The sequence below is a fragment of the Mangrovicoccus ximenensis genome, assembly GCF_003056725.1.
GTDB lineage: Bacteria > Pseudomonadota > Alphaproteobacteria > Rhodobacterales > Rhodobacteraceae > Mangrovicoccus > Mangrovicoccus ximenensis.
Genome location: NZ_QBKZ01000002.1, coordinates 261,133 through 286,684, shown reverse-complemented (window position 1 = coordinate 286,684; position 25,552 = coordinate 261,133). Strand labels below are relative to the sequence as shown.

Genomic DNA, 25,552 nt, shown 5'->3' with positions numbered 1-25,552 from the left:
GGCCTTGCGTCCGGCGGCAGGGAGGCTAGGGTCCGGGGCGACGACAAGACAGGAGTCGGAAAATGTCAGTTGCCCCCGTTCTCGCCCGTATCGACCAGGATCTCGACGCTTCCTTAGAGCGGCTCTTCGATCTTCTGAGAATCCAGTCGATCTCGACCGATCCGGCCTACAAGGCGGAATGCGCGAAAGCGGCCGACTGGCTGGTGGCGGAACTCTCCGCGATGGGCTTCGACGCTTCCACCCGCCCGACCCCCGGCCATCCGATGGTGGTGGCCCATTACGACGGCCCCGGCNCCGCATGTGCTGTTCTACGGCCATTACGACGTGCAGCCCGTGGACCCGCTGGAGCTGTGGGACCGCGACCCGTTCGACCCGCAGATCGAGGACACCGCCAAGGGCCGGGTGATCCGCGGCCGCGGCACCTCGGACGACAAGGGCCAGCTGATGACCTTCGTCGAGGCCTGCCGCGCCTGGATCGCCGAGACNCGGCAGCCTGCCCTGCAAGGTGACGATCTTCCTCGAGGGCGAGGAAGAGAGCGGCTCGCCGTCTCTGGTGCCCTACATGAAGGAGAATGCCGAAGAGCTGACCGCCGATGTGGCGCTGATCTGCGACACGACGCTCTATGACAGCAAGGTTCCGGCGATCACCACCCAGCTGCGCGGCCTGCTCGGCGAGGAAATCACGATCACCGGCCCGTCGAAGGACCTGCATTCCGGCATGTTCGGCGGCCTCGCGATGAACCCCGCGCGGGTGCTGGCCAAGATCGTCGCGTCGCTGCATGACGACGAGGGCCGCGTCACGGTGCCGGGCTTCTATGACGGCGTGCCGGAGATTTCGCCGGAGCTGAAGGCGCAATGGGACGGGCTGNGGCTTCGATGCCGGCGCGTTCCTCGGGGCGGTCGGCCTCGGCCAGCAGGCCGGCGAAGCNGGACCGCACGCCGCTGGAACTGCTCTGGAGCCGCCCGACCTGCGAGGTGAACGGCATCTGGGGCGGCTATACCGGGGCGGGCTTCAAGACCGTGCTGCCGTCGCAGGCCCATGCCAAGATCAGCTTCCGCCTGGTGGGCACGCAGGATCCGCACAAGCTGCGCGAGAGCTTCCGCGAATACGTCTCGGCCATGGTTCCCGCCGATTGCAAGATCGCGTTCAAGGGCCACGGCAATTCGCCCGCCAGCGTGATGGAGACCTCGCATCCGATCTTCGAGAAGGGCCGGCAGGCGCTGAGCGAGGAATGGGGCATCGAGGCCGCCTTCATCGGCTCGGGCGGCTCGATCCCGATCGCGGGCTATTTCAAGACGTATCTGGGCATGGACTCCGCGCTGATCGGCTTCGGCCGCGACGATGACCAGATCCATTCGCCGAACGAGAAATACGACCTCGAATGCTTCCACAAGGGCACGCGCAGCTGGGCGCGGATCCTGGGGCAGATGGGCTCATAACAGGCCGCGGAACCGCTCCGGCAGCCGGTAGAGCGCCGGATCCTCCGCCAGCTTGAACTCGAAGAAGGGCGTCCCGGGCCGGGGCGCCCAGCTTTGCGCCATCGCCTGCCGTTCGGCGGCGAAGCCGAAGCCGCCGCGGATCTCCGCCGCGTCGATCGCGGCGAAATCGGCGGCGTCATTGCGCGACCCGGCAAACCAGTGCCTGCCGATCATCGCGTCCCGCGGTCGCGCCACCCCTGTCGCGGCAGCCGTCGCATTCCGGCGGTCGGCGGTGGCGGCGCAGAGCGCCCGGTCGGCATGTTTCAGATGCAGCAGATAGAGCCCCGCAGGCATCACCAGCCGCGGCGAGGTGGCGTAATGGCCGCCGCGCGACAGCCGGACATCGCCGCGGATCAGGCAGGGTTTCGCATAGAGCGGCGCGATGCGGACATGGGTCCGCGCCCGCAGGATCGGCGCCTCGAAGGATGCGGGTTCTTCGGCGGGCCGATGCACCAGCTCCAGCCCGAAGGGCGTCAGAGCCCGCGCCTTGCGGTGCCGCGCGAGGATGCCGGCCAGCGTGCCCTGCGCCGGATCGGCCAGCACGATCTCGTCGACATCGCCGACGATCACCCGGTCATGGTAGAGCCGCAGCCCCTGGGCGATGTGGTTCAGCAGCTGCCAGCGCTTCGCGTCGAAGCGCGGATCGGGCTCGTAGGGGATCGGCAGGATGTTCGCCCCCGCCGCCGTGTCGCGCACCATGTCGCTGTCGCCATGGCTGACCACGAAAAGCGACCGCATCCCGAAGAGCCGCCCGTAATGCCCGGCCCAGATCCGCAGGAAGGTCTCGTCGTCGCGCACCATGGTCAGGACCGCGACCTTCGGAAGGGGACATGGCTGCATGCACCCGGTCTAGGACAGCATGGTTAACGGGCGGTGATCAGCGCCCGTCGCTCGCCCCGCCATCGGCATGCGCGGCGCCGCCCGGCAGGGCCGCGGCCTCGCCCGGGGCTCGGCGGCCGGGTCGGCAGCCATGCCGTGGCCGACCGCGATCTCGGCACGCTGCATGTCTTCACCGGGCTCGAGATCGCGGCGATTCCGCCGCAGCGCGCCGCGCGGCTCCGCCAGCTTTCCGGCGGGCGCTTGCAAGCCCCCGGAACGGGTGGTTAGCTCGCGCGTCCATTGCCAGGAGCGCCGCATTGACCAACCGTGCCCCCTTCCAGATCGGCAGCCAGCGCATTCCGCCGGGCTCGCGCCGCACCGTCGACCTGCCGGTCAGCGTGCTGTCGGACCACACGCCGGTCAGCATGTCGGTCCATGTCATCCACGGCCGCAAGGACGGTCCGGTGCTGTTCGTCTCGGCGGCGGTGCATGGCGACGAAGTGATCGGCGTCGAGATCGCCCGCCGCCTGCTGCGTAGCCAGCATCTCGACCGGATCTCGGGCACGCTGATGGTGATCCCGATCGTCAACACCTTCGGCTTTCTCAACCATTCGCGCTACCTGCCGGACCGGCGCGACCTGAACCGGTCGTTTCCGGGCTCGGAGACCGGCTCGCTCGCCGGGCGGCTGGCGCATCTCTTCATGGCCGAGATCGTCGGCCGGGCGGATCTGGGCATCGACCTGCATTCCGCGGCGATCCACCGGATGAACATGCCGCAGATCCGCGTCAGCCCCGGCAAGCCCGAGACCATGGCCCATGCCGAGGCCTTCGGCGCGCCGGTGGTGATCCGCTCGAAGCTGCGCGACGGCAGCCTGCGCGCGGCGGCGCAGCAGGCCGGGGTCGACATCCTGCTCTACGAGGCGGGCGAGGGGCTCAGGTTCGACGAGATGTCGGCGCGGGCGGGCGTGGCCGGGGTGCTGCGGGTGATGCACAGCCTCGGCATGATCCCCAAGCGCGGCGTGCCGATTCCCTCGGCGGCGCCGCTCAGGGCCTCGAAGACCGAATGGGAGCGGGCGCCGGCGGGCGGGTTGATGCGCGCCTTCAAGAGCTGCGGCGAGATGGTGGCGCAGGGCGATCTCCTCGGCATCATCTCCGATCCCTTCGGCGAGGCCGAGGCCGAGATCACCGCCACGGGCGGCGGGCTGATCGTCGGGCGCACCAACCTGCCGATCGTCAACGAGGGCGACGCGCTCTTCCACATCGCCGATGTCGAGGCGGAAGGCGCCGAGCGGCGGATCGAGAGCCTCTCGGCGCAGCTCGACGCGGCGGCGCTGTTTGACGAGGACGAGATCATCTGATCTCCGTCCGGCCTCAGCTGCGGGGATGCTCCAGCGTCCAGCGCAGATAGGGGTTGGAATGGGCCTCTTCGCCCTGTTTCTTCCGGGCGTGGCTGGGGCCGCCGTCGAGATAGCTGCCGGTATGCGGGTTGTAGAGCACGTAATACTCGCCGATCCGCTCGAACTGCCAGCGCAGGAACGGGTTGCGCGCGCTGTCCTTGTGCGAGCCGTCGCGGGCGTGGTCCGGCCCGGCATCGAGATAGCGGTCGGCATGGGCGTTGTGGAGCAGGTAGCCGCGCCCGTCCGGCCGCACCGGTTTCCAGCGCAGGAACGGGTTGGTCCGCGCGTCGCCGTGCCTGGCGGCCCGGATCGCGTCGGACCCGGCATCGAGATAGCCGTTGACCTTCGGATTGTGCAGCACGCAGTCGCGGCCGATGCTGCCGGCGGCGACGAAGGGCGTCTTCTGCGCGCAGCGCTGCGGATAGAGCGCGTTGACCGCGCGGACGGCATCGGCATTCAGCCATTCCGGCGTGCCCCAGCGGCGCGAGGGCTCGGGGATGTATTCCATGGTCCGCTTGCCGCTGCTGCTGCCGGCCGTGTCCCAGTACTGCATGAAGGAGCCGAGATTGTAGGGAATGCCGTAATTCTCTGAATCGTCGACACGGGCCCAGTCGCTGTCGGTGCGGGTGGCCAGCGAGGGATCGAGGAAGCGGATGAACCGGTCGCGGTCCGAGCGGGTATGTTCGTGGATCAGCCCCAGCACATGGCCGAGCTCGTGCAGGGCGCGGACATTCTTGTTGATGTACACGTCGCGCGATCCGCTGTCCGGCGCGCCGATCCGGGTGTGGTTGCCGGTGCCGTCGTCGATGAAGGTGACGTGGACCTCATTCAGCGCGTCCAGCATCGCGCGCGGGGTCGGCCTCAGGAGGACGTTGGTCTTCTGGTTCATCTCGGCGATCGCGTCCAGGATCACCTGCCTCTGGCTGTGCAGGAGGACGCTGTCGAGGTCGACCGGCACCAGCCCGCCGGCCCAGAGGTCCGGATTTCTCCGGCTGGCGGCGCGCAGCGGGGCGCCGGGCAGGGCGGCCCGCGACCGCTTGCCAGGGCGTGTCCGCGGGCAGCCCTGCGAGCATGCGGAAAGCCCCGGCCGGAAGCTGCAGATCGGCCCCGGGTCCGGACCGCAGGGCGGGGTCCGGCGCTTGCGCCGCAGCCATGCCGGATGCCAGATATGCCAGCAGCGCCGCAAGGCGGAGCAAGGAGCAGAGCCGCCATGGCCAGGACGCCGCCATTCTCAACCGTCCTCGCCGACGATCACCAGATCGTCCGGCTGGGACTGGCCGCGCAGCTCGGCACCGATCCGGAGTTCGAGGTGGTGGCCGAGGCCGCCGACGGGCTGCAGGCGATCGTCGCGATCCGGCAGCACCGGCCCGACCTGCTGCTTCTCGACGTGCAGATGCCGCTGGCGGGCGGGGTCGAGGTGATCGGCGAGGTGCGCCGCTGGAGCCCGGAGACCCGGATCGTCGTGCTGACAGGCATCGCCGCGCCGGGGCTGGTGGCCAGCCTCGTCGAGGCCGGGGTCGAGGGACTGTTCTCCAAGCGCGAGGATCTGGCACCGCTCTTCGAGGCGCTGCCGCTGATCATGCGCGGCGGCCGCAAGGTGGCGCCGTTCTTCCTCGAGGCGATGGGCGGGGCGGAGGACAGCGCCGCGCTGACGATGCGCGAGCGGCAGACGCTCAACATGATCCTCAAGGGCCGCTCCAACAAGGAAATCGCGGCCGGTCTGGGAATCAGCATCAAGACGGTCGAGAAACATAGGACTAGCCTTATGCAGAAGCTCGGGGTCAATTCCATCGCGCAGTTGCTGGCGGTGGCGCTCCGCGACGGGCTGATCGACCCGTCGCAGGAGCTGTGACGCAAGCGGCACCCGGCCGGAGCCGGGTGCACACCACGCCCCCGCGGGATCAGAACAGGAAATCGGCGGTGCCCAGCTCGTGGCTGCCGCGCAGCATGACCAGAAGATCGGCGGAGGCGTCGCCGTCGAGATCGGCCTCGATCCAGGTCCGGCCCCCGTCTGCGTAGCTGCGCATCTCGCCTGCCGTGCCGCCGAAGCTGCCGCCGCCGATGAAGGCGATCTCCGCAGCCCCGAGGCCAGAGACGTCGATGCGGTCGGTGCCCTGTTCGAAATCGCGGATCACGTTCAGCGCGCGGTCCGCATCGGCCCCGGCGAAGACGAAGGTGTCCGCCCCCGCGCCGCCTGACATCCTGTCGGCCCCGGCGCCGCCTTCCAGAACGTCCCGTCCATAGCCGCCGCGCAGCACGTCGTCGCCCGCGCCGCCGGACAGGCGGTCGGCATTGAAGCCGCCCATCAGCTTGTCGCCGCCGCCGCCCGCAGCGCCTTCGGCGCCAGCCGCCAGCCGGTCGCGGCGTTGAGCCTGAGAAACGGTGGGACCGTGGCGCGCGGCTCAGCCATGGGAGGCCACCAGGCGGATCACGTCCCGTTCGAGCAGCGGCAGGGTGCCCTCGGGGACCGCCGCGATATCGGCATCCGCGTCCCCTGCCCCGGCCTCGGTATCGACGGCCAGCGACGAGACCCGGCGCACGCCCGCGACGCCGAGCATCACGTCGTAGAGATCGCCGTAATAGATGTCCTCGCCGAAGGGCCATCCCGCCCCGTCACGCCCGCCGGTCACCGGATGCAGGAAGGCGAGGATCGCGTCATAGAGCGCGGCCTGCACCACCGCCAGGTCATGGCTGGCCGAGACCGTCACCCTGGCATCGAGCCGGGTGACCTTGGTGTAGGCCGGGCCGATGATGTGCAGCTCGGTGGTGATCAGGCGGCGCGGCTCGAGGTAGCGGCAGATCTCGCGCAGCTCGGCCTTGGTCGGCTGCGGCCGCGGCTCGTCGCGGTCCGGCAGCACGATCAGCGTCACGGCGCCGTCCTTCGCGGTCAGGACATGGCTGCCATCCGGCTGCTCGACCGGCACGGTGCGCGCCAGAGCGGTGGCCGAATGCAAGGGCACGCCCGGGGTCTCCATGGCGAGGTCGCGGAAATCCTCCGCGCTGACCGCCCGGTCGCGGGACCGCAGGGTCGAGGGCGCACGCAGCAGAACCTCGTCCATCTCTTCGGCGTCGCTGCCGCCCGTTGCGGGACGGAAATTCGACATGCCCTTCACGCCGCGGATCTTGCCCTTGACCTTGGTGACAGTGGCCTCGGGGACATTGCCGGCCGCGCCGCCGCCATGGCGGTAGCGCTGCGCCACGATCTGCGCCCCCGCCACGGGAATGCGGCCGCGGCGGCCGTCGCCGAAGGTGACCCGGCCGGTCTCCGGGTCGAGCAGGTAATGCCCGTCGGACGGCCCCGAGCGGTAGAAATCCGTCACCCGCTGCCAGCTTTCGCCCGCGACGGTCAGGTCGAGATCGGGCAGCAGCGTGTCCGGGTCGATCAGCACCGGCAGTTTCGACAGCGTGACCGCCTGCGCCGGTCGGCCGTCGGAGCGGCCGAGCGTTTCCTCCAGCCGGGTGACGGCCTGGGTCGCGGCAACGGTGTTCAGATGCAGCGCGCGCAGCCCCTGCGGCTTCGGGTCCTCCGCGGCATGGGCCGATTTCACCCGCGCCCGGATCCAGTGGAGGCGGCGATAGGCATCTTCGGCCATCGGCAGCTTCTGGGCGAAATCCGGGCTGATCTTCTCCCAGTCCGACAGCGCCAGCACCGACGGGTCGAGCGGCGTGCCGAGCTCGTCGATCTTGTCCAGGGTTTCAGCCACGCTTTCGCCGCAGGCCGCGAAGGCGGCCAGGTCGTCCGGATCGTCGACGCCCATCGCCTGCCAGTGATCCGCGAGCCCGGCGAGGACCGTGGCGCCGTCGCCGCCCTCGAGCGCATCGACCAGCTCGGCCTGGGTCTGCGGCGGCTTGGCGGCGCCGAATTCCTCCCAGAATCCGGCATCGAGCGCCAGAGGATCGACCGGCACCAGCCCGGCGGGCAGTTCTAGCGCCACCGCGCCGGCCCGCGTGAGGCCCAGCGTGCCGTCCCCGCCGCGAGGCCAAGGCGGCGCTGTTCGACTGCATCGCCATCTTCTGCAACCGCCAGCGCCGCCATTCGGGCATCGGCTGCCGCACGCCCGGGCAGGCAAGGATCGACATGGCCGCCGCGATGGCCGCATAGCGAATATCAGCCCAGTCCGGGTTCCGGCGGGAAGGTCACGCGGAGCAGGCAGAACCGCCCGGGCACTCCGCCAGCCGCGCCGGGCCGCCCGGATCCTGCGCCATGTCCTCAGCCCAGCTCGGGTGCGACCGGCACGACCACCCGGCCGCGGATCTGCCCGTCGAGGAATTTCGGCGCCGTGTCGATCACGTCCCCGAAAGGCAGCTCCACCGACAGCGCGGCGAGCTTGTCCAGATCGAGCTCTGCGGCCAGCAGGTCCCAGGCCTCGCGGCGCCGCGCAATCGGGCACATCACGCTGTCGACCCCCGCCAGCGTCACGCCGCGCAGGATGAAGGGCGCCACGCTCGCGGGAAGATCCATCCCCGCCGCCAGCCCGCAGGCCGCGACCGTGCCGCCATAGCGGGTCATCGAGAGCAGGTTCGCCAGAACCGTGCTGCCGGCCACGTCGATCCCTCCGGCCCAGCGTTCCTTGCCCAGGGGGCGCGGCTTGCCGGCCAGCTCGCGGCGCTTTTGGGGACATTACGGGCGGCGGTTGCACACGACCGCCGAAGCCCGAACTGGTCCACCGCAAGAGGTTCCGGTCGCGCCGCGAGGCCAAGGCGGCGCTGTCCGAATGCCTCGCGATCTTCCGCAACCCCCAGCGCCGCCTCGCGAGCATCAGCGACCGGACGCCCGGGCAGGCAGGGACCGGCAGGGCCGCCGCAAGGGCCGCATGGTGAATATCGAACCAGTCCGGGATTCGCGGGGCAAGGTCGGAAACGGGGGCGGGCGTTTTCGGGATCACATCGCCGCCGCCCCTCGCTCCGGCAGGCAGCCCGCGCCGGTGCAGATTGCCCTTCTAGCCGCGCACGAAACTTCCGGCGAGCACTGTCTCGAGACGCGGGGCTGCGAAATCGAGGAAGGCGCGCAGCTTCCGCGGCACCGGCGCGTCGCGGTAGACGAGGCTGACCGGCCAAGGCTCCGGCTCGAAAGCCTCCAGCAGGAATTCCAGCCGACCGGCGGCTACCGCTCTGGCCGCCTGGTAGGACAGCACCCGCGCGATGCCCGCCCCTGCTGCCGCCGCATCGACCGCCGCCTCCGCCGTGTTGACCGTCAGCCGCGGCCGCACCGGAAGTTTGCGGGCGCGCTGGCCGCCAGCCGGTGGGAAAAGCCCAGCCATTGCTGCATCTGCGCCATCGGCCCGGGATCGCGCGGATGCCAGCGCTCGGTCACATCGGCGGTCAGCGCCAGCCAGACCAGGATCGAAGGCGCGTCGCAGAGCACCAGCCCGCCGGCCGCCGCGACCGGCAGCGTCCCGGCCGGGTTCAGCGCCAGGAAGGCGTCGGACAGGTTTTCCGTGCCGGGATGGATGTCGACGGCCTCGATCTGCGGCCGCACGCCCAGGAGCGCCGCCATCAGCCGCACCTTGTAGCAATCCGCATCGAGCACATGGTTGTAGAGAACGAAGCTCATGGCGCCTCCGACTGGGCGCCGTAGAGCGCGCCCCTGCGTTTCAGCCAGCGCCGGTAGGCGACCGAGGTCAGGTCGGCGCGGGTCGGGATTTCCATCTTCGGATCGAGCGGCAGGCGGACGGGCAGCTGGTTTTCCAGGATCGAGCGGTCCTGCAGGAAGATCTCCTGCTGGAACTGCACCAGCTCGGCCTGGCTCGACATGTCGTCGTAGAGCGCCATCCACGGCCAGGCGAAGCACTCGGTCTCCGACACCGGCTGCACGAAGATCGCGATCACGTCCCACTCGGCCGGGCGCGGCGGGCAGGTCTTGTAGAGCACCGCCGCCATCGGATGCGGCACCCGGTATTCATAGCGGATATCGGCGCCGCCGCCCGAGGAGCTGGCCGCCTTCGGCTGGTGGAAGCTGACCTTGGTGGCCCAGACCTCGTCGACCTCCTCGCGGATCTTCACCTCGTAGGGGAACACCTCGGTCTGCGGCTCGGCGCCGAGGATGCCGGTATGGACATAGGGAAAATGCGCGATGTCGAGGAAGTTCTCGACCGCGCGCAGGGCCGAGCATCTCACCCGCACGGACCCGCAGGGCACGCGGCGGCGGCCCTCCTGTTCCGCCTCCGGAATGTCGAAGAGCGGCCGCGGCGCCGGGCCGAGACAGGTCCAGACGTGATCGTAGCGGATCTGCACCGGATAGGCGGTGCCGTCCGTGCCGGTCACGGCCGCAGTTTCACCGTCCCAGGCGACGCTCAGATCGGTGCCGAGCAGCCGCGTGGTCCGGATCTGCGGCAGCACCGTGTCGCCGACCGGATACCAGTCGCCGAGCGCATGGTCGCGGCTCATGCGAAGGCCTCCTCTGCAGCGCGCCGCAAGCTTTCGGTGCGGTGGATCGCGGCGATCCGGTCGGCCCGCGGCAGCGGCGCGGTCAGCACATGCGCCTCGGTCCGGCCCTCGCCCGCCGGGTTCGGGCCCCGGTGGCCAGGCCGGCGCCCGAGCCGACGATGCGCCCGGCATCCGTGACGCCCGCATCCGGAGGCAGGCCGATCGCCGTCTGGCCGCCCCCGGAGACCAGCGTCACGCCGGAAAGATCCTCCCCCAGGAGGCACCGTCCCAACATCTCGGCCACCGGCAGGGCGCCGGGCGGCACGTCTCCGGTCCGGCGCTGCTCGCATCCGGCTGCATCCGCATCGCACAGGACCACGACCTGCCACTCCGGCGCCTCGAAGCCCGGAGCGACGAAAGCCGACAGGTCGCTGGCGATCTGGTAGGAGAACCCCGCGATCCGGCCTTCCTGCCAGATCCCCGGGAAGCGCGCCGTCGGCACGTCGCGGAACCGCTGCTCGGACTGGACCGCCCCGGGCAGGGGACGGTCGAAGCCCGGGCCGACGCAGGGCTCTGCCAGCACCGGCACCGGAAGCGCCAGGGCCCCGCAGACAGCCAGCCCAGCCGCCTTCATTCGCCGTCCGCCCGCATCAGCGGACCGAAGGCCTTGAAGGACAGCGCGGCCAGAACGACGGCATTGGTGTTTGCCGTCGTCGAGGTGTTCACCTCGCCAGTCGCTTCGTAGATCCCTTCCGGCCATCCCTTCTCGGGGTCGGCCGCCTCGGAGACCGCCTCGACCAGCCGCCCGGTATACTTGGTCCCGAACAGCGCATCCCAGCCGAAGGCCGCCTTGGTGGCGACGGTCCGCCGGTCGTCGATCCGCTCGCCCTGGAAGGTCATCACCGCCCAGGGTTCGCCGCCGCCCCAGACCGTGGAATAGGCGAAATAGGGCTCGCCGCTGAGATGGCTCTCGGTCACCGCCGTCAGCTCGCCGGTCTCGTCGAAGCGGTTCTTCTGCGCGCGGTAGATCGCCGAAGCGAAGCGGTGCGAACGGGCGTCGAAGCCGAATTCCAGCCCGTCGAACAGATAGGGTTCGCTGACCACGAAGGCCGGCGTCTGTCCGCGGTGGAGCCGGGTGTCGACCGGGATCGGCTGGCCCTCGACCATCTGCACCATCAGGTTGTCCCGGACCTCGTAGGCCTTGTAGACGTCGAAGCCGAACAGCATCATCGCCTTGGCGGCGTATTGCTCGTAGCCGACCCGGCCCTCCTGGTTCTCGCGGACCTCTCCGGCAACCACGTTGGTGCCGATCAGCTCGCCGTCCCGGACCATGCGGTCCAGCGACCAGGCCGCGACCAGATCCTCGACCTGCGGGGCCAGCTCGGGATGGCGGCGCTCCACCAGGCCCAGCGTCGACACGATCCGCGCCACGTCGAGCGCGGACCATCCGAGGCCCAGCTCGGACGGCTTGTTGCCGTAATCGACCAGCTCCAGCGTCCGGGTGTGATACGCCTTGTTGGGCAGCGTGTCCTGGAACAGCCGCAGGGTCCGGAGGCTGCCCAGCAGCGTCTCCAGGCGCGCCCGCGCCTCGTCGCCGCCGATCAGCCCCAGCCGCTCGGCCGAGAGGATCGCGACGATGTAGGACCCGGTTTCCCACATGGTGGTCGACGGATAGCGGTCGACCGAATTCGCCAGCCCGGTCTCCTCGACCGTGTTGTTGACGAAGTAGGTCCAGGCGATGCGCGCGGCCTCCAGGTCCTCGGGCGTGCTTTCGCCGCGGATGGCCAGCGGCAGCGGCTCGATCTTGTCGAAGACCTCCATGACGTCGGGATGTCCCTGCATCTGGACGACCTCGGGCGGGTCGCCGAATGTTTCAAGCCAGAGCACGAGCGCAAGGCCCGCGACAAGTCCCACGAGAAAGACGATATGCCCCCGCGCCCGGGTCACGTTCTTGCGGAAGCTCATCAGTGCCCCTCCTCTTCGCTCTCTTCCGGCGGCTGCCACATCGCAGCCAGGATGATGCCCGCCATCGCGGCGCAGTTGTTGAGCCCCCACAGGGCATTGGTGACGACGCCGGTCAGCGTGTGCTCGGTATCCGCGAAGGCCAGCGCGGCAATGCCCCAGACCACCCCGGCGGCGGTCAGCACGAGGACGCCCAGCTGCGGGCGGACGAGCTTCAGGAAATTGCCGGACTGGCGGTCCTTGGGCGTGACCGGGAAGGAAATCTTCTGTCCGCGCAGGACCGTCCAGATCGCGCGCAGGCCGAGCGGGAAGAAGGACAGGTAGCTGGCCTTGGACGCATAGCCCGCCACGCCCCAGGTCCCGACCATCATGGCCAGTTCCAGCATGACGAGGAAGGGCACGACATGGACGAAGAAGTCGTTGGTATAGGCGGAGACCGGCGCGATACCGGAGAACAGGTAGATCACCGGCGAGAACAGGAAGACGATGTTCCACAGCGCGCCGAGATAGGAGTAGAAGGTCGCCCCGTACATCATCCGCTGCGGCAGGGTCAGCCCGCGCCGGAACATGGCGTTGTCGTTGACGAGGATGTCGAGGCTGCCCCCGGCATATTTGAACCGCTGGATCGTCCAGGTCAGGAAGTCCTGCGGCGACAGCATCTTGGATTCGACGAATGGATGCTGGAAGGACTTCCAGCCGCGCTCCCGGTCGGAATGCAGCACGATCGAGGTATAGATGTCCTCGGAGACGTGGAAGCGGTAGGGCGTCAGCACGACCTCGGACACCGCCTCGGTGCGGATCGCCTCCATCAGCGCGGGGTTCACCCGGCGCTCGCGGCTTTCAAGGGTGATCTCCTCTTCCGCGGCGATCACCCGGCGCTCGACGAGCTCGCCGAAGCTGCGCAGCGCTGCCTCCATCACCGCCTCGCGCCGGTGAATCGACCCTGCACCGCAGCAGAAGGCGGCATTGGCGGGGTTCCGGCGGCGCTGGATCACGTCGTAGAACATCTGCGGATCGTTGACGAACGGATCCTGGCCGACGCGGATCTCGCCGAGGATCCGCTCGATCCCGTGGCCGACGCGCTCCCCGGCACGGCCGAACCGCCGCGCCAGCCGGTCCGGCAGGCGCTGGCCCTCCGGCAGGTCGTAGAACCATTGCGGGGTCTGGACCCAGGCCATCTTGGGATCGCGGAAATAGCCCATGGTGCGGGCCAGCAGGGTCGGGAAGGGCCGGGTGTCGGCATCGCAGATGACGATGAAATCGCCCGAGGTCTGCTCCATCGCGTTGCGCAGGTTGCCGGCCTTGAAGCCTTCGTTGCCCTCGCGGGTGATGTAGCCCGCGCCCTCTTCCTCGGCCACGGCGCGCATCGCGGGACGCTTGCCGTCGTCGAGCACGTGGATCTTGACGTCGATCGGGAACGGGTAGTCCAGCCGCTTGGCATCCTGAAGGCCGAGCCGGACCAGCTCGGGATCCTCGTTGTAGGTCGCGAACAGCACGTCGATGCTGATCGGCCGCCCCGGATCAGGCGCGGCCGGATCGACATCCTCGATCAGGGCAGGCGCGTCCGGAACGGTGGGCGCCTGGTCCTTCCAGAGGTTGCAGACGAAGAGGATCAGCCCGAGATAGGCGGCCGTCTCCGACAGGACCAGCGGCAGCGCGAACCACATCGCGTCATGGTTCAGCGAATGCAGCCAGCGCCAGCCGAGATACCAGGCCCCGACCACCAGCGAAATGGTGGCCAGGAACTGCCAGAGCATTTCGCGCGCCGGCGAATAGGGCAGGGGCTCGGGCGGGCGGCGGTGTTCGAAGGCGCGGAAATAATCGTCCATCTCTGGCCTCAGCTCTTTCCGGCCGGGGCGCCCCGGCTCCATTTCCACGGCGGCTCTCCGAGCCCGATGGTCCAGGCCAGCGGCCGCGTCCGTTCGATGAGCAGCGCCAGGCCGAAGGCGGCAGGCAACACGACCGCGAGCCGCGCCAGCACCAGCAGGGTCGGGGACAGCAGGTCCGAAAGCCCGCTCCGGAACACGGCCACGTCGAAGAGGTCGATGATCAGCGGATGGACGAGGTAGACGCCGAAGGTATACTTGGCCAGCCGCGACCAGCGCGGCGACCAGTCGAGGAACTGGCCGCCCATGAAGATGCAGAAGATGAACAGCGGCATCAGGAAGTGGCCGTAATAGTCCCAGCCCGTGCGCACGCCCCAGACCCCGTCGAACAGCGCCTTGCCGAAGAAGGGCAGCGTCGCGATGTAGACCATCGAGGCGAAATAGAAGGCGCCGCGGCGGATCAGCTTCGACTCGCCCCTCGGCAGCCCGTCGCGCCACAGAGAATAGATCGCGAAGGCCGCCAGGCCATAGCCGACATAGCCCCAGACCTTGGTGATCCTCACCAGGTAGGCACGGGTCAGCGGGTCGATGTCGATCGACCAGAAATAACGCTGCACATGGTCCATCGCCCCGAGCGTGGCGAAGAGCATGACCCCGAGCACCGGATAGCGCATGGCGATCCGCATCACCGGGAAGAACAGGAAGATGGCAAACAGCGTCGGCAGGAAATGCATGTGGTACTGCGACCGGCCGAGCAGGAAGTAGGAGACCCAGGTCTCGGCCTCGCCGAGGCTGGCGAGGTATTGCGGCGCGTAGCCGAACGCGTCTGCCTTCAGCAGCCGGAAGAAGGCGTAGAACACGGTCCAGAAGGCGAAGGGCACGAGCAGGCGCCCGGCCTGGACGGAGATGGCCTCGCGGTAGCCCGGGCGGCTGCGGTCGACCCGCATCGCCATCAGGAAGAGCGAGAAGAAGAAGAACATCTCCGAGCCGGAGAATTCGCCGATCGAGCGCAGCAGGACCGGCACGAAGCGTTCGCCCGGCTCGACGCCCGGGAAGGGCCGCCCGGCGAAATCAGTGGTGGTGTGGATGAGAACGACGCCGACGGCCGCGCAGACGCGGTTGGCATCGAACCAGACGAGGCGCGACCGTTGGGAGCTCATGGCTGCCCCCAGGGCGACCGGCATTGCTGCGGCAGGACGATCCGCGGCTCGGGCTTGGCGAAGCTCTGCGCTTCGGGCCGGCATTCGGTTGCGGCGATCCCGGTTTCGCGCTGGAGCGGCCGGCAGTACTGGAACTCCTCCCACGGCACGGCCGGCTGAAGCGGCGGCAGGTCTTCGCAGGCGCAGCAGGTCGCTTCGATCACCATCGGCTCGGGCATGCATTTCGCGCCGCGGATGTCGGTCCCGGAATAGGCCATGTCCCACCAGCTGGTATTCTCGTTGAGATACTGCAGGATCGGCCCCTCGGCCTTGTAGAGCAGCGCTGCCAGGATGATGCCGTTGTTGTTCGCCGTCTGCAGCGGGATGTAGCCGTTGCCGTTCTCGTAGAGCCCTTCGTAGAAGCCGCCCTCGGCCTCCGACAGGTCGGCGACGGTCTCGAAGAGCAGGTCGGTATAGGGCGTGTCCCACAGCGCCCACATGCCGATCGCGGCCTTCGAGGCCACCGCGGCGCGGTCGGGCTGGTAGACGTCGCTGGGATCGAGCGTGTTCCAGGCGTAGCCGTCGGCGAAGATCGAGTCGTAGACGAAATAGGGTTTGCCCTCGACCTGGTGCTCGGAGCGGGCGGTGATGATGCCGGTCGCCTCGAAGCGGCGCTGCTGCACCAGGAAGATCCGGTGGGCGAATTCAGCGCGCCAGCCCTGCGAGGCGATGCCGGGCCCGTCGCGGTCGTTCACCGGCAGGTCCCAGCCCAGTTCCAGCCCGTCGAGCAGGTAGCTTTCGGTCAGGACGTAGTTCTGGTTGTGGAAGACCCTGGGGTCGCGGCCGTCATAGGGCACCATGACGTCGTAGATCTCGGTGTAGTTCAGCGGCGCCGGATCGAGGGCCCCCGCCACGTCGAAGCCCCACAGCGCAAAGCCCTTTGCGGCATATTCCTCGTAGCCGAGCCGGCCTTCCTGCACATAGCGGGTCTCGCCGTTGCCGCGCACGATCGAGCCGAAGAGCCGCCCGTCATCCTCCACGATGTTGCAGTAGTTCCAGCGCAGCGGCACGTTGTCGACGCTGTTGGCGAGATAGGGATAGCGCTCCTTCAGGATGCGCAGCCAGACCAGCATGCGGCCCATGTCGAGCACCGAAAAGCCCACCTCGCCCGGCTGGTTGGCATAGTTCACCTTGGCGCCGGTCTGGGTGTTGTAGACCTTGTTCGGGGCCTCGCCGCGGAACAGGTCGAGATTGCGCAGCGTGCCGAGGAGCAGCGTCGCGCGGCGGTCGAATTCGCGCTTGTCGATGATGCCCAGCTCATAGGCCGAGACCAGGCCGCTGATATAGGAGGCCGTGTCCCACAGCGTGGTCGAGGGATAGGATCCGACGGCATTGACCATGCCGGTTTCCGGCTGGAAATGCTTGACGAAATAGCTCCAGGCAGTGCGGGCCATGTCCATTTCGCGCGGGGTCAGCGCACCGTGCCGCCCGAAATGGCCGGTCTGCGCGGCGCCGTCCTGCGGCGGCAGCAATTCGGAGAAGCCCAGGGTCCGCGCCGAGGCGGGCGGCACGGTCTGGCCGGCGCTGTCCTGCGCCCGGACCGCGCAGGGCAAGGCGGCGAGCGCGAGCGCCAGCGGAACCGCGAGAGCGGAAAGATGGGAACGGCTGATACTCATGCCTCTTCTCCGGAAGATNTTCCAGGAGCGCTGCAAGCTCCGCGCGGCACAGCCGGATGTCGTTGGCCAGCTCCTCGAGCTCGGACGGGGCGTCCCTTCGGGCATCGGGCAGGCACTCCAGGCGGCGGCAGCGCGCCGCGAGCTCCGTGCAGCCCAGCGTGCCGGCAATGCCGACGAAGGAATGCAGCGCGCGCCTGCGCAGCGTGCCCGGCGGCTCGCTGCCGTCCTGCGGCGCGTCCTCCTCGAGGATGCCCAGATGCCGGTCGAAATCCGACAGCGCCGCCGTCAGCATGGTCGGCGCGACATCCGCGCCGAAATCCCTGGTCAGGTCGCGGATCCGCGCGCGCAGGCTGTCGGCTTCGGAAAAGGTCTGCGGCATCTGCTGCGGCAGCTCCGCGGCCTCCTCCGCGAACTGCGACGGCTCGAAGGGCACGGTCTCGATCTCCTGCCCGGCGGCGCGCCGCTCCGAATAGCCCTTCCACTTGTGCAGCATCTGCGCCACCTCGAAGAGGATGACCGGCTTGCACAGCACGTCGTCGAACCCGTCGGCAATGAAGGAGTCGTGCCACTCCTGGCCGGCATGCGCCGTCACCGCGATGATCGGAATTTCCGAAAGCGGGCTGCCGAGCGCCCGGATCGCGCGCGTGGCTTCGGCGCCGTCCATGACTGGCATCGAAAGATCCATGAAAATCAGGTCGTAGCTGAATTTCTGCACCGCCTCGACGGCCTCGGCCCCGTTCAGCACCATGTCGGAATTCTGCCCCAGCCGGTCGAGCTTGGTGCGCGCGACAAGCTGGTTGGTGCTGTTGTCCTCGACCACGAGGATCCGCATCCGGGGCAGATCCAGAGGCACCTCTTCGGGCACCTCCTTGACCACCGGCTCGGCGCTGTCGACGGGGATGTCCATCCAGAAGGTCGACCCCTCGCCCTCGATGCTGCGGAAGGCAAGCGAGCCGCCCATCAGCTCGGCAAGCTGCAGGCTGATCGCCAGTCCCAGCCCGGTTCCGCCGAACCGGTGCGTGTAGGACGCGCCGAGCTGTTCGAAGCGCCCGAAGACCTTCGCCTGGTGCTGTTCGGGGATGCCGGTGCCGGTATCGGTCACGCTGAATCTCAGGCGCAGTTCCTCGCCGTCCTGCGGCTCCAGCCGCTCGACCGACAGGATGACGCTGCCATGGGCGGTGAACTTGACGGCATTGCTGACGAGGTTTGCCAGCACCTGCCGCACCCGGCCGGGATCGGTGCACATCCAGGGCGGCACGTCCCCGGCGATGCGGCTGTCGAGTTCGATGCCCTTTTCCTGCGCCTTGACGGCATAGAGATGGATGATGCTGCGCACCACGGAGAGGAGCTCGAAGGGCTCCTTGTTCAGCTCCATCTTACCGGCCTCGATCTTCGAGACGTCGAGGATGTCGTTGAGGATCACCAGCAGGGAGTTCGCGCTCTGGCGCGCCACCCGGGCCTGCTCGCGCTGCGGCGCGGACAGGCCGCTGTCCTCGAGCGCGCCGAGCATGCCGATCATCCCGTTCATCGGCGTTCGCAGCTCGTGGCTGATCATCGCGAGGAATTCGCTCTTGGCGGCATTGGCCTGCTCCGCGGCCTCGACCGCCTCCTGCAGGGCCAGCTCGCGTTCGACATGCTCCGAGACGTCCCGGACGGTCGACACCATCCGGACCGGCTTGCCGTTCTCGTCGGCCAGAAGCTCGGAGAGGGCCTCGATCTGCAGGACCCGGCCATCCCGCGCCCGGACCTTGTAGAAGATTTCGCGCCGGGCATACTTGCCGGTCCGGCGCGAGGTCTCAAGCGCGATCCGCTCGCTCTCGACGACGGCGGCTTCGTATTCGGGCAGCAGCATTCCCTGGAACTCGGCGCCGGTCATCCAGCCGCCGGGCTCCAGCGCGAGCAGCCGGGCATATTCGTCCGACCATTCGACCACGTCCCGGCGGAAATCCCAGCGGACCGTTCCCATCCGCGCAATGCGTTGGGCCTCGCGCATCTGCCGGGTCACCGCCGCCAGCGCCCGGCGGCGCCGGATCTGCCACACGGCCTGGAGCGCCAGGACGATGACGGCCACGGCCAGCAGGATCACGAGTACGGAATAATGCGGCCCTTCCTGGATCATGCCGGCGCTTCGCGTTTGAACAGCAGTTCCAGCCGGTTCTGGCCGTCGCGGGGCTCGTAGACCAGATCGTCGCTGCAGAACCGGATCAGCGGCAGGCCGCGGCCGCTTTCGGCAAGCGGATCGACCTCGTCGAGCGACGCCACGTCCTCGTAGAGGTCGTCCGGCATCTGTTCCCCGGCATCGACGATCTCGACCCGCACGCCGTCCGCGCCGATCGTCGCGGTCACGCGGATCGTTTCGTCCAGCGCGGCCGAGGTGCCGTGGTTCACGGCATTGGCCAGGGCCTCGGTCACGGCAATTTCCATTGCCGACAGCTTGTCCTCGGAAACAGCTCCGTCCAGCGCCGCCTTCAGCGTGACGACCAGGTGGTCTATTTCATCCAGTTTCGGGGGCATTTCGAGGACGATCGCCATCATACGCGTTCCTTGATCGCCGCAATCGCGGCATTGACGTCGCTGTAGGAGCTGAACACGCGGTCCATGCGCGTGATCTTGAACATCTGCTGGACACCGCTCGACAGGCTGCAGACCACGATCTCGCCGCGGTTGCCCAGCCGCTTGAGCAGCCCCACCATTGCGCCGATTCCCGAGGAATCGAGGAAGGTCACATCGGCCAGATCGATCACCAGCTTGTCCTGCTTCTGGTCGATCAGGGCCAGCACCTCTTCCTTGAATGCCGTCGCATTGGCCGCCGTGAGCCGCTCGACGGCCGGGTTCACGACGCAGATGCCATATTCGTCATGCAGGCGGGTCTTGATCATTGGTTCGGGGTCCTTTCACAGACAAGAACGGTAAGGTCGTCGTCCAGCGCCCGGCCCTCGCGCCAAGCTTCCAGCGCCGAGACGAGATTGCCGGGAATGGTGTGCGGGGCAGGCGCCGAACCGGCCAGCGCCGCCTCCACCCGGGCCTCGCCGAAGGCCTCGCCGGCGGGACATTCCGCTTCCATGGCCCCGTCCGAGCACAGCACCAGGAACTCGGCCTCGGCAAAGGGCGTGACATCCGTTTCGAAGGGCACCCCGTCGAGCAGCGCGACCGGAAAGCCGCCGGTCCCGACCTGGCGGCACGCGCGGTCGCGCGTCAGGATGTAGGGCGAGGGATAGCCCGCCTGGCAGAAATGTAGCAGGTCCGAGCCGTGTTCGATCATGCCGCAGAACATGGTGAAGTATTCGGTGCCGTCGTCGCGGTAGAACCGTTCGCTGAGGCTGCGCACAAGCGCGGCCGGATCCGGCCGGCCGTCGGCACCAAAGGAATGCGCCCGGAAATGCTCCGCCGTCAGCAGATGCCCCAGCGCCACCGACATCAGCGAGGCATGCACCCCGTGCCCGGCGACGTCGATCGCATAGAAGGCCGTGTAGCTTTCGCAGATCCGGTAGTATCCGAACATGTCGCCCGACAGGATGTTGGACGGCTGGAAGGCCGCATGGAACCGGCAGCCCTCGACGACCTGGTGGGCGGGCGGCAGCAGCCGCCGCTGGGCATCGGCCGCGGCCCGCAGGTCGTCCTCGATCTGCTCCTTCGCCTTTGCCAGAACCTTGCTGCGCTGGAGCAGCAGCTCTTCGTGCCGCAGCAAGCGGTCGGCCGAGCGGACCCGGGCGGTCAGCGTCGCGGTATCCACCGGCTTGCCCATGAAGTCGTCGACTCCGGCCTCCAGCGCGAGCTCCCGCTGCTGGCGCTGGTCCTGGCCGGTGACCATCAGGATATGGACATAGCCGTCGCCGGGTTCTGCCCGGATCGTCCGGGCAAGATCGTAGCCGTCGAGGCCCGGCATATCCAGATCGCAGACCAGAATCTTGGCCGATATCGCCCGCACGAGCTCCAGGGCCTCGGCGCCGTCACGGGCTTCGTGCGTTTCATATCCGAGCTTCTTCAGGATGAGCGAGATATACGCCCGCTGCACCGCGTCATCATCCGCGACGACCACCTTCAGGCGGGTGCAATCTGGCTGCGGCCTGGAGATGGCCGTGTACTCGTACATAGGCGGATACCCGGATACCCTGCGCACTCATGTTCCATGCAGGGGACAAAAAACGTTCGTTAACCATTTTTGTATAACAAATTAGCTACTTTCCTCAAAGCCATTTCTCCCCCTTGCAGCGCATTTCACCTCTACTATCCGACCGTTTTCACAAGATTTTTCAGCCTTCATCCGCGCAGCTGCGTGTGTGCCGCACCCCACGCGGCCGATTTGACCCAAATGCCGCTTGCCCCCGCCCCGGACGGGCCCTGCCGTGGCCAGGCAGGGCTTCCGCCCTGATTCCCCGCGCGGCGCCAGGGCAGCGGCCGATTCGCGGAAACAACATCTCCGTGATCGGATCCGCGGCCCGAACCGGACCGCCCGCAGCCCCCGGCCACCGCCGCGGGACCGGGCAGGGCAGGCGCCGCCAAACGCAGGTTCACCGCCTGCCCCCCAGAGCCGGATGCGGCAGAGCTTCGATCCTCCGGGCCTGCGCCGCGGCAGTTCGGCTTGCACTTCGGCCGGCCGGAGCTAGTATCCGCCGCCACATCGAGCGCTTGGAGAGGCTCCATGCCCAAGACCGACGACCTTGCCGCGCGCTTGCTGGCGCAGCGCAGCTCCTGCCGGGCCTTCCTGCCGGAACCGGTCCGGGCCGAGGACCTGCGGCAGATCCTGTCGGCCGCCCGCCGCGCGCCCAGCGGGGCAAACCTGCAGCGGGACGGTTCCACGCCCTTGCCGGAGAGCCGCTCCGCGCGCTCTGCCGCACGCTCGAAGAGGCGGCCTCCGGCCCGGCCGAGGCCCCCGAATACAGCTACTTCCCCCAACCGATGCCCGCGCCGCTGAAGCAGCGCCAGCGGGACGCCGGATATGCGCTCTACCAGGCGCTCGGCATCGAACGGCGCGACATTGCCGGGCGCCGCGGCCAGTTCCTGCGGAACTACCGGTTCTTCGATGCGCCCGCCGGGATCGTCGTGACGATCGACCGGGAGATGGGGGCCGGCTGCTTCATGGATCTGGGCATGTCGCTGATGGCGCTCATGCTCTGCGCGCAGGACATGGGATATGGCAGCTGCGGGATCGGCGCCCTGGCGAATTACGGGCGCAGCGTGCAGCGCGCCCTCGAGCTCGGCGACGGGGAGATGGTGGTCTGCGGCATCGCGCTGGGACGGCCGGACCCGGCGGCGCCGGTCAACCGCTTCCGCACCGCGCGGGCGCCGCTCGAGGAATATGCAACCTTCCGCGGGTTCCCAGATGGCTAGGCAGCCGCTCCGCCAGCCCTCGGCCTGCTGCTGCTCTTCGCCGCCTGCCGGGGCGCCGCCGCGCAGGTGCCGCCCTATGCCTTCGCGGCGGGCTGCATTTCGGTCGCCAATCTCTGCGAGGAAACCGCCGAAGGCCGGTTCGAAGGCTTCGCCGCCGACCTGTCGCGCCGCCTGGCGGAAATGACCGGCGCCGAGGTCGCGTTCCGCGCCACCCTGCCCAGCATGGCCATCGGCGCCCAGCTGCGCGGCGAAACCCAGATCCTCGCCGGCATTCCCGAGCTGGAGCTGCTGGAGCAGACCAGCATCGCCTCGATCCCCGTGGCCAGCAACCAGATCCGGCTCTTCGCCCTGCAGGAGCGGCTGGAGGAATTCGGCGACGGCCCGCCCGAAGGCCTCAGGGTCGCCTATATCGAGGGCGGCACCGGCGCGAAATTCCCCGAGCTTTTCGCCGCCAACGAGGGCATTCCGACCCGCACCCCCGAAGAGCTGATCGCCTTCCTGCTGGGCCGCCGCGCCGACATCGCGGTGATCTCGGAACGCGCGGTCTTCCCGACCACGCGCGGCATGGGGGTCGATCACCGCATCGCCGAGCTTGGCGCGCCGCTCGCGCGCGAGTCGCGGGTCGTCTACGTCCATCGCAGCCGCGAGGCGCTGATCGGCCCGGTCAACAGCGCCATCGAGGAAATGGAGCGCAGCGGCGAATTGCCCGAGCTGCGGCGGCGCTGGCGGATCGACCCGCCCGCCCCGGAGCCCGACATCCTGCGCGTCGGCATCGCCCATGCGCCGCCCTACGGCATCATCGATCCCGGGAGCGGCGGGATTTCCGGCTATGCGGCGGAGTTCTTCCGCCAGCTCGCCGGGCGCGCCGGATTGGCCTATGAATTCGTGCCGCTCAGCCTTGCCGACTATTTCGCCTTTCCCGACGGGCCTGCGGTGGACATCCTGCCGGTCTATGTCATCTCCCCCGGCGCGCGCGACCTCATGGATTTTACCCTGCCGACCGATCTGGTCCAGTTCGGCATATATGTCCGTGCCGACGGGCCGGCGGTCTCCGGCCTCGCGGATCTGGCCGGGCAGCCGGTGGCGATGCGCGACGACCTGCGCCAGGCCGCAGAGGGCCCGCTCGCACGGGTCGCGCCCGTGGTCATGGACAGCGAACGCGACATGATCGACGCGTTGCTCTCCGGCCGGGTCGAGGCGATTGCCGAGGTGCCGGATGCCGTCCAGGCAGCCGCCGCCGCCATCGGCGCCCGGGACTCCCTGCGGCGGCTGGACGGCGAAACCATCGATCTCCGCAACGCCATCGCGCTGCGCTTCGGCCTCGGAGCCGTGCGCGAAAAGCTCAACGCGCAGCTGCCTGGCTACGTGCTCTCCGACGAATTCGCGGACCTGCGCCAGGCCTATTTCGGCACGCCGGGCTTCTGGACGCCGGAACGCCAGCGGCTGGCTCTGCTCCTGCTTCTGTCAAGCGGCGTGCTGCTGCTGCTCTTCGGCGTCATCACGGCGCTGAGCCTGCGCGCCAAGCGCCAGGCGGAAACCCTGACGCGGCGGACGATCTCGGTCTCGTCGCGGCTGCAGGCGGTGATGAATTCCGTCCAGAGCGGCATCGTCGGGCTCGACGGGCAACGCAACATCGTGCTGCTCAATCCCGCGGCCCGCGCCATGCTCGGCAACCTGCCCGAGACCATGCCCTGCCCCTGGCCGCCCGGCACCGGCTTTCTCTGCAGCGCCGATCTGCGCCGCCTCGAAGGCGCCGAAGACCCGGTCTCCCGCGCGCTCGCCGGCGAGAGGCTCGACGGCGAGATCCACCTGATGGCGCAGGCCGGCAGCAGCGCGCAGAGCCTCTATGTCAGGCTCTCCAGCGCCCGGATCGACGTGCCCGACAGCACCATCCGGGCGGTCATCAGCATCGACGACATCTCCGAGCAGGAACGCAACCGCCAGCAGCTGGAGCGATCGGGGCGGCTCGATGCGCTCGGCCAGCTCACCGGCGGGGTCGCGCATGACTTCAACAATCTCCTGGCCACGATCGAATACGGCATCCAGCTGGCCGACCAGGAAACCGAGGCGGAGCTGCGCGGGCGCTACCACGCCACCGCGCTGGCCTCGGTGCGGCGCGGATCGGCGCTGACCAAACGGCTCCTGGCCTTCGCGAAGCGCCAGCCGGGCCTGGCCGTCTCGCGCTCCGTCGAGGACATCCTGCATGATTTCGAGCTCCTGGCGCGGCCGTCGATCGAGGCGCGCATCGCCCTCGATTTCGCTGCCGCGGCTCCCGGCCTATGGGTCCATTGCGACGTCGCCCAGCTGGAGAACGCGCTGCTGAACCTGGTGCTGAACGCCCGCGACGCTGTGGTGCAGTCCGGCAAGGGCGACAGGATCACGGTGGATGCGCGCAGCGTCGGAGAGGCCGAGGCACGGTCGCTCAAGCAGGCGCCGGACGCAGCCGAGAGCGGCGGCCTGCACCAGCGCTACATCGAGTTCTCGGTGACCGATAACGGCCCGGGCATGACGGAGGAGATCAAGCGCCGTGCGCTCGATCCGTTCTTCACGACCAAGGGCACCCATGCCGGAACCGGGCTCGGCCTGTCGATGGTCTATGGCTTCATCCAGCAATCCGGCGGCGAATTGCGGATCTATTCGGAACCGGGCCTGGGCACGACCGTGCGCATGGTGCTGCCGCGCGGCACCCCCGCGGGACGGCGCGAAGATCCGATGCCGCTGCCGCCGCTGGCGGCCGGGACCGGCGAACGCATCCTCGTGGTCGAGGACGAGCCGGAGCTGCGCCGCATGACCGGGGACATGCTGCTGTCGCTGGGCTACCGGGTCGAAACAGCCGAGGATGGCAGCGCAGCTCTGGCCAAGCTCGGCGCCGGCACCGCGGTTGACCTGCTGCTGACCGACATCGTGATGCCCGGCCCCCTGGACGGGTTCGCGCTGGCCCGCGAGGCCCGCCGCCTCGCCCCCCACCTGCCGGTGATCTACATGTCGGGCTATACCGGCATCTCGGCAGACGAGATGGGCGAGGTCCGCGCTCCGCTCCTGCAGAAGCCCTGCCCCCCGTCGCAGCTGGCGGAAACCGTCCGCATCGCTCTTGCGGGCGAGGCCGCGGACCCCAATTGAGCATCGCCCTGCGGTATCCCCCATGAAAGTTGCGCCGGGTTTGCGGACTGCGCCGATACTCCCCATGCGGAGATCGCAGCGGTCATGACCTTTCTCCCGGATGCCGGACCGGTTCGATATCTGTCACGCGGCCATTGTGGCTGCCATGCCGCTCTTTGCCTGCTGCGGCGGCAAGAATGCGATGCCCGACCGGCTGCGGCGCCGGTTGCAGAAGATCGCGAGGCCGTCAGACGGCACGGCTTTCGCCTCCTGGCACGGCCGGACCGTGTGCGGCGGAACTGCTCGGTCTCGAGTGCGCCGAAGAAGCGCTCCATCGGGGGGCGCGCCGCCGATCGGTTCCCCGGGCCGGCCGATCCGCTGGCGCGGCCGCGCTTGGATCCGCAGCTGTCACCGACACTGGAACGAGGGCCAAATGCCCGCGCCCGCCAGCCGCCCGC

The 25,552-nt window shown here is 68.8% G+C and carries 22 protein-coding genes and 2 pseudogenes; 7 read left to right on the top strand and 17 right to left on the bottom strand.

Annotation, left to right across the window (positions count from 1 at the left end):
- Positions 1-62 precede the first annotated feature (62 nt).
- Positions 63-1,440, top strand: a pseudogene (locus C7T91_RS39195) (M20/M25/M40 family metallo-hydrolase).
- On the opposite strand, the gene C7T91_RS07770 reads toward C7T91_RS39195, so the two are convergent.
- On the bottom strand, positions 1,435-2,319 hold the full coding sequence (locus C7T91_RS07770) for a glycosyltransferase family 2 protein (protein ID WP_108258752.1): 885 nt from the start codon (positions 2,317-2,319) through the stop codon (positions 1,435-1,437). The pseudogene C7T91_RS39195 and the gene C7T91_RS07770 overlap by 6 nt on opposite strands.
- Positions 2,320-2,352: 33 nt before the next feature.
- On the opposite strand from C7T91_RS07770, the gene C7T91_RS31425 reads away from it, so the two are divergent.
- Both C7T91_RS31425 and C7T91_RS07760 read left to right on the top strand, forming a co-directional pair.
- Positions 2,353-2,586 carry a hypothetical protein gene (locus C7T91_RS31425; RefSeq protein WP_145962806.1) on the top strand — a complete coding sequence of 78 codons (234 nt, stop codon included), beginning with the start codon at positions 2,353-2,355 and terminating at the stop codon, positions 2,584-2,586.
- 29 nt (positions 2,587-2,615) lie between these two features.
- Complete coding sequence (locus tag C7T91_RS07760; protein WP_108258750.1) at positions 2,616-3,656, top strand: succinylglutamate desuccinylase/aspartoacylase family protein; 1,041 nt, start codon at positions 2,616-2,618, stop codon at positions 3,654-3,656.
- Between the two features lie 13 nt (positions 3,657-3,669).
- On the opposite strand, the gene C7T91_RS07755 is transcribed toward C7T91_RS07760, so the two are convergent.
- Positions 3,670-4,881 carry a M12 family metallopeptidase gene (locus tag C7T91_RS07755; protein WP_108258749.1) on the bottom strand — a complete coding sequence of 404 codons (1,212 nt, stop codon included), beginning with the start codon at positions 4,879-4,881 and terminating at the stop codon, positions 3,670-3,672.
- Between the two features lie 24 nt (positions 4,882-4,905).
- Here C7T91_RS07755 and C7T91_RS07750 point away from each other — a divergent pair, with 24 nt between their 5' ends.
- Positions 4,906-5,547 carry a response regulator gene (locus tag C7T91_RS07750; protein ID WP_108258748.1) on the top strand — a complete coding sequence of 214 codons (642 nt, stop codon included), beginning with the start codon at positions 4,906-4,908 and terminating at the stop codon, positions 5,545-5,547.
- A 49-nt stretch (positions 5,548-5,596) separates the two neighbouring features.
- Here the strand turns inward: C7T91_RS07750 and C7T91_RS07745 are convergent, their stop codons facing one another.
- From C7T91_RS07745 to C7T91_RS07675, 15 genes and pseudogenes are all read right to left on the bottom strand, one after another.
- Entirely contained in the window at positions 5,597-6,049 is a 453-nt protein-coding gene (locus C7T91_RS07745; RefSeq protein WP_269100712.1) for a M10 family metallopeptidase C-terminal domain-containing protein, read from the bottom strand.
- Between the two features lie 48 nt (positions 6,050-6,097).
- Positions 6,098-7,630 (bottom strand): putative baseplate assembly protein, encoded by a 1,533-nt coding sequence (locus tag C7T91_RS07740; RefSeq protein WP_108258747.1) that lies wholly within the window; start codon positions 7,628-7,630, stop codon positions 6,098-6,100.
- Between the two features lie 275 nt (positions 7,631-7,905).
- Positions 7,906-8,304: pseudogene (locus C7T91_RS07735) on the bottom strand (oxidoreductase); the annotation flags it as partial.
- A gap of 331 nt (positions 8,305-8,635) precedes the next feature.
- Positions 8,636-8,905: a LysR substrate-binding domain-containing protein gene (locus tag C7T91_RS07730; RefSeq protein WP_236638083.1), complete on the bottom strand. Its 270-nt coding sequence runs from the start codon at positions 8,903-8,905 to the stop codon at positions 8,636-8,638.
- Positions 8,890-9,249 (bottom strand): glutathione S-transferase N-terminal domain-containing protein, encoded by a 360-nt coding sequence (locus C7T91_RS07725; protein ID WP_108258745.1) that lies wholly within the window; start codon positions 9,247-9,249, stop codon positions 8,890-8,892. Before C7T91_RS07725 ends, C7T91_RS07730 begins: the two co-directional genes overlap by 16 nt.
- Complete coding sequence (locus tag C7T91_RS07720) at positions 9,246-10,082, bottom strand: aromatic ring-hydroxylating oxygenase subunit alpha (RefSeq protein WP_108258744.1); 837 nt, start codon at positions 10,080-10,082, stop codon at positions 9,246-9,248. The genes C7T91_RS07725 and C7T91_RS07720 overlap by 4 nt, the downstream gene beginning before the upstream one ends.
- A gap of 82 nt (positions 10,083-10,164) precedes the next feature.
- Entirely contained in the window at positions 10,165-10,695 is a 531-nt protein-coding gene (locus C7T91_RS07715; protein WP_108258743.1) for a hypothetical protein, read from the bottom strand.
- Positions 10,692-12,026, bottom strand: a complete 1,335-nt coding sequence (locus C7T91_RS07710; protein WP_108258742.1) for a DUF3131 domain-containing protein — start codon at positions 12,024-12,026, stop codon at positions 10,692-10,694. Before C7T91_RS07710 ends, C7T91_RS07715 begins: the two co-directional genes overlap by 4 nt.
- Positions 12,026-13,852 (bottom strand): glycosyltransferase, encoded by a 1,827-nt coding sequence (locus tag C7T91_RS07705; RefSeq protein WP_108258741.1) that lies wholly within the window; start codon positions 13,850-13,852, stop codon positions 12,026-12,028. Before C7T91_RS07705 ends, C7T91_RS07710 begins: the two co-directional genes overlap by 1 nt.
- A gap of 8 nt (positions 13,853-13,860) precedes the next feature.
- The gene (locus C7T91_RS07700; protein ID WP_108258859.1) at positions 13,861-15,009 is read right to left on the bottom strand and encodes an acyltransferase; all 1,149 of its coding nucleotides are present in this window, start codon (positions 15,007-15,009) and stop codon (positions 13,861-13,863) included.
- Positions 15,006-16,388 (bottom strand): DUF3131 domain-containing protein, encoded by a 1,383-nt coding sequence (locus C7T91_RS35055; protein ID WP_236638111.1) that lies wholly within the window; start codon positions 16,386-16,388, stop codon positions 15,006-15,008. The genes C7T91_RS07700 and C7T91_RS35055 overlap by 4 nt, the downstream gene beginning before the upstream one ends.
- A complete protein-coding gene (locus C7T91_RS07690; protein ID WP_456237837.1) occupies positions 16,306-18,330 on the bottom strand; it encodes an ATP-binding protein in 2,025 nt (674 codons plus the stop codon). The genes C7T91_RS35055 and C7T91_RS07690 overlap by 83 nt, the downstream gene beginning before the upstream one ends.
- Positions 18,331-18,779: 449 nt before the next feature.
- Positions 18,780-19,196 (bottom strand): ATP-binding protein, encoded by a 417-nt coding sequence (locus tag C7T91_RS07685; protein WP_161555792.1) that lies wholly within the window; start codon positions 19,194-19,196, stop codon positions 18,780-18,782.
- Positions 19,196-19,543 carry an STAS domain-containing protein gene (locus C7T91_RS07680; protein WP_108258737.1) on the bottom strand — a complete coding sequence of 116 codons (348 nt, stop codon included), beginning with the start codon at positions 19,541-19,543 and terminating at the stop codon, positions 19,196-19,198. Before C7T91_RS07680 ends, C7T91_RS07685 begins: the two co-directional genes overlap by 1 nt.
- Positions 19,540-20,757 carry a PP2C family protein-serine/threonine phosphatase gene (locus C7T91_RS07675; RefSeq protein ID WP_108258736.1) on the bottom strand — a complete coding sequence of 406 codons (1,218 nt, stop codon included), beginning with the start codon at positions 20,755-20,757 and terminating at the stop codon, positions 19,540-19,542. The genes C7T91_RS07680 and C7T91_RS07675 overlap by 4 nt, the downstream gene beginning before the upstream one ends.
- A gap of 549 nt (positions 20,758-21,306) precedes the next feature.
- Between C7T91_RS07675 and C7T91_RS38385 the strand changes: the two genes are divergently transcribed.
- The 3 genes from C7T91_RS38385 (at position 21,307) to C7T91_RS37775 (ending at position 25,115) form a co-directional block, all read left to right on the top strand.
- Positions 21,307-21,579, top strand: coding sequence for a nitroreductase family protein (locus tag C7T91_RS38385; RefSeq protein ID WP_330848825.1), 273 nt, complete (start codon positions 21,307-21,309; stop codon positions 21,577-21,579).
- Positions 21,564-21,995 carry a nitroreductase family protein gene (locus C7T91_RS38380; protein WP_330848824.1) on the top strand — a complete coding sequence of 144 codons (432 nt, stop codon included), beginning with the start codon at positions 21,564-21,566 and terminating at the stop codon, positions 21,993-21,995. The genes C7T91_RS38385 and C7T91_RS38380 overlap by 16 nt, the downstream gene beginning before the upstream one ends.
- A 66-nt stretch (positions 21,996-22,061) precedes the next feature.
- A complete protein-coding gene (locus tag C7T91_RS37775; protein ID WP_108258735.1) occupies positions 22,062-25,115 on the top strand; it encodes an ATP-binding protein in 3,054 nt (1,017 codons plus the stop codon).
- Positions 25,116-25,552: the final 437 nt, after the last annotated feature.

Bases quoted from the DNA above. Each gene is read 5' to 3' on its own strand.
- C7T91_RS07770 (WP_108258752.1), bottom strand. From the start codon at position 2,319: ATGCAGCCATGTCCCCTTCCGAAGGTCGCGGTCCTGACCATGGTGCGC.
- C7T91_RS07750 (WP_108258748.1), top strand. From the start codon at position 4,906: ATGGCCAGGACGCCGCCATTCTCAACCGTCCTCGCCGACGATCACCAG.
- C7T91_RS07725 (WP_108258745.1), bottom strand. From the start codon at position 9,249: ATGAGCTTCGTTCTCTACAACCATGTGCTCGATGCGGATTGCTACAAG.
- C7T91_RS07720 (WP_108258744.1), bottom strand. From the start codon at position 10,082: ATGAGCCGCGACCATGCGCTCGGCGACTGGTATCCGGTCGGCGACACG.
- C7T91_RS07715 (WP_108258743.1), bottom strand. From the start codon at position 10,695: ATGAAGGCGGCTGGGCTGGCTGTCTGCGGGGCCCTGGCGCTTCCGGTG.
- C7T91_RS07710 (WP_108258742.1), bottom strand. From the start codon at position 12,026: ATGAGCTTCCGCAAGAACGTGACCCGGGCGCGGGGGCATATCGTCTTT.
- C7T91_RS07705 (WP_108258741.1), bottom strand. From the start codon at position 13,852: ATGGACGATTATTTCCGCGCCTTCGAACACCGCCGCCCGCCCGAGCCC.
- C7T91_RS07700 (WP_108258859.1), bottom strand. From the start codon at position 15,009: ATGAGCTCCCAACGGTCGCGCCTCGTCTGGTTCGATGCCAACCGCGTC.
- C7T91_RS35055 (WP_236638111.1), bottom strand. From the start codon at position 16,388: ATGGTCAATGCCGTCGGATCCTATCCCTCGACCACGCTGTGGGACACG.
- C7T91_RS07685 (WP_161555792.1), bottom strand. From the start codon at position 19,196: ATGGCGATCGTCCTCGAAATGCCCCCGAAACTGGATGAAATAGACCAC.
- C7T91_RS07680 (WP_108258737.1), bottom strand. From the start codon at position 19,543: ATGATCAAGACCCGCCTGCATGACGAATATGGCATCTGCGTCGTGAAC.
- C7T91_RS07675 (WP_108258736.1), bottom strand. From the start codon at position 20,757: ATGTACGAGTACACGGCCATCTCCAGGCCGCAGCCAGATTGCACCCGC.
- C7T91_RS38385 (WP_330848825.1), top strand. From the start codon at position 21,307: ATGCCCAAGACCGACGACCTTGCCGCGCGCTTGCTGGCGCAGCGCAGC.
- C7T91_RS38380 (WP_330848824.1), top strand. From the start codon at position 21,564: ATGCCCGCGCCGCTGAAGCAGCGCCAGCGGGACGCCGGATATGCGCTC.